The organism is Streptomyces sp. Root1304, from assembly GCF_001426405.1.
Taxonomy (GTDB): Bacteria; Actinomycetota; Actinomycetes; order Streptomycetales; family Streptomycetaceae; genus Streptomyces.
Genome location: NZ_LMEP01000018.1, coordinates 1 through 2789 on the forward strand (window position 1 = coordinate 1; position 2789 = coordinate 2789).

At 72.8% G+C, this 2789-nt stretch carries 1 protein-coding gene; it reads right to left on the minus strand.

All coding sequences use genetic code 11. From position 1 onward, the window contains the following. Positions 1–2789 (minus strand): condensation domain-containing protein (locus ASD33_RS19425; protein WP_157870054.1); only part of this gene is annotated, 2789 nt, incomplete at both ends.

A 2789-nucleotide genomic window follows, 5' to 3' on the forward strand; every position in this document is an offset into this window, starting at 1 on the left:
CGGTGGGTCCGAAGGTGCAGTAGGTCTGGTGGGTGAGGGTGGAGATGAGGTTGCGGTGGGAGGAGAGGATGCCCTTGGGGCGTCCGGTGGATCCCGACGTGAACATCACGCAGGCGATGTCCTGGGGTGTGAGCCGGATTCCGGGGTTCCTCGCCGGCCGGGCCTCGATCGTCTCCGCCTCGGTGTCCACCCGGACCGTGTGCCAGGGGCCTTCGGCGCGCGGAGCCTGGATCCCGTCCGTCACGAGGACCGCGATCCCCGCCCGCTCGGCGCTTGAGGCGAGTCGTTCGTCGGGGAACTCGGGGTCGAGGAGGGCGTAGCCGGCGCCGGTCTTGATGACGGCGAGGACGGCGACGGCGAAGGCGTTGCTCCGTTCGAGGAGGACGCCGGCGAGGTCGCCCCGGCGCAGACCCGCGGCCATGAGGTGATGCGCGAGACGGTTCGCCCGCTCGTTCAGCTCCCCATAGGTCAGCGTCTCTTCACCGAAGACGACGGCCGGGTGCTCGGGCCGCAGCCGGACCTGCTCCTCGAACAGCTCCGCCTCTTCACCGAAGACGACGGCCGGGTGCTCGGGCCGCAGCCGGACCTGCTCCTCGAACAGCTCCGCCAGCGTCGCGTCCCCGATCTCCACCTCGACACCCCGGCCGTCGGCGAGGATCCGCTTCCGCTCGGCGTCGTCCATCAGCTCGAACCGGCTGAGCCGCTGCCCCGGATCGGCCACCGCCTGCTCCAGGACCCGCCGCAGCATCGCCGCCGTCCGTTCGACGGTGGAGGCGTCGAAGAGGTCCGTCGCGTACACCACGGCACCCGTCAGCCCCGACGCGTCGTCGCCCGAGAGCAGGAACTCCAGGTCGAACTTGGCCGAACCGTTGGACACCGGAGCCGTCCGCAGAGTCCGTGCCCCCGCGAGCACCGGACCCGGCGTCGCACCGCTCTCCAGCGCCAGGCACACCTGGAACAGCGGGTGCCTGGCCAGCGAACGGACCGGGTTCACCGCTTCGAGGACCAGGTCGAACGGTGTGTCCTGATGGGCGTACGCGTCCAGGTCGGCGGCCCGGACCCGGCCGAGGAGTTCACGGAAGCTCGGGTCCCGGGAGGTGTCGGTGCGCAGCACCAGGGTGTTCACGAAGAAGCCGACCAGGTCGGAGAGTCGCTCGTCCGGACGGCCGGCCACCGGGGCGCCGAGCGCGAGGTCCGTGCCCGCGCCGAGCCGGGTGAGCGTCGCCGCCAGGGCGGCGTGCACGACCATGAAGGGCGTGCACCGCTCCCGCCGTGCCAGTGCCGTGATGCCCGCGTAGAGATCGGCTCCGAAGTCCACCGGCACGAGGCCGCCCCGGTGCGTGGCCACCGCGGGCCGGGGCCGGTCGTGGAGCGGTCCCATCTCCTCAGGCAGCCCGTCGAGGGCGCGGCGCCAGTGCGCGAGGTCCCGGCCCAGCGGGCTGTCCGCGTCCCCGGGATCACCGAGCACCCGCCGCTGCCAGTGTGCGAAGTCGGCGTAACGGACCGGAAGTTCCTTCGGCCACTCCGGGGCGCAGCCCGCCCGCCGGGCCGCGTAGGCGGTGGACAGGTCCGCGAAGAGCGGGGCGAGCGACTGGCCGTCAGTCGCGATGTGGTGCAGCAGCACGAGCAGCTCGTACCGGTCCGACCCGAGGTCGAACAGCGTCACCCGCAGCGGGCACTCGACGGCCAGGTCGAAGGCGTGACCTGCCGCCTCCGCGACGGCTCCGTCGAGCTCCGCCGGGTCCACCCGACGGCACTCGAACTCCAGCCGCTCCGCGTCGGCGGGCAGGACACGCTGTCGGGGCTCGCCGTCCACCCGTACGAACACCGTCCGCAGCGGTTCGTGGCGGGCCGTCAGATCCGCGAACGCGGAACGCAGCGCCGTCGCGTCCACCGCGCCTTCGAGCCGTACGGTCATCGGCACGTTGTACGAGGTGCCGCCCTGTTCCATGTCGGCGATCAGCCACAGCCGCCGCTGGGCGAAGGAGAGCGGCGGCAGCTCGCAGCTGCGCGGTTCGGCGGTGAGCGGCGGCAGGGCCGGCCGACCGTCCCGGTCGGCGAGCCGTGCAGCGAGCGCGGCGGGCGTCGGATGCTGGAAGACGTCACGGATCGTGAGCCGGGCGTCGAGCGTCGTCGCGATGCGGCCGGTGAGGCGGGCGGCGAGGAGGGAGTGTCCGCCGAGGTCGAAGAAGTTGTCCTCGGCGGTGAGCGACCGGGGCACGTCGAGCACCTCGGCGAACAGTCCGCAGAGGATCTCCTCCACCGGGGTACGCGGAGCCCGGCCCCCGTCGGCCGTGACGGCGGTGTCGAGCGCGGGCGCCGGCAGGGCCCGCCTGTCGATCTTGCCGTTGGCCGTCAGCGGCAGCCGGTCCATGACCACGAAGACCGCCGGGACCATGTGCTCGGGCAGCAGCGAACGCGACCAGGCACGCAGGTCTTGCGGTCCGGGCGCCGGAGCGTCGGTGCTGGTGATCGTGCCGGTGTCGGCGCCTGTCGGTTCGACCGTGACGTAGGCGACGAGCTGCGGGGCCCCGTGCCGGTCCGGGTGGGTGAGGACCGCCGCGCGGGAGATCGCCGGGTGGCCGGTGAGGACCGTCTCGATCTCGGTGGGCTCGACGCGGAAGCCGCGGACCTTGACCTGGGCGTCGGTGCGGCCGGCGTAGTGGAGGCGGCCTTCGGAGTCCCAGTACGCCAGGTCTCCGGTGCGGTAGAGGCGGGTGCCGGGGGGTCCGTAGGGGTTGGGGGTGAAGTGGGTGGCGGTGGTGGTGGGTTGGTGGTGGTAGCCGTGG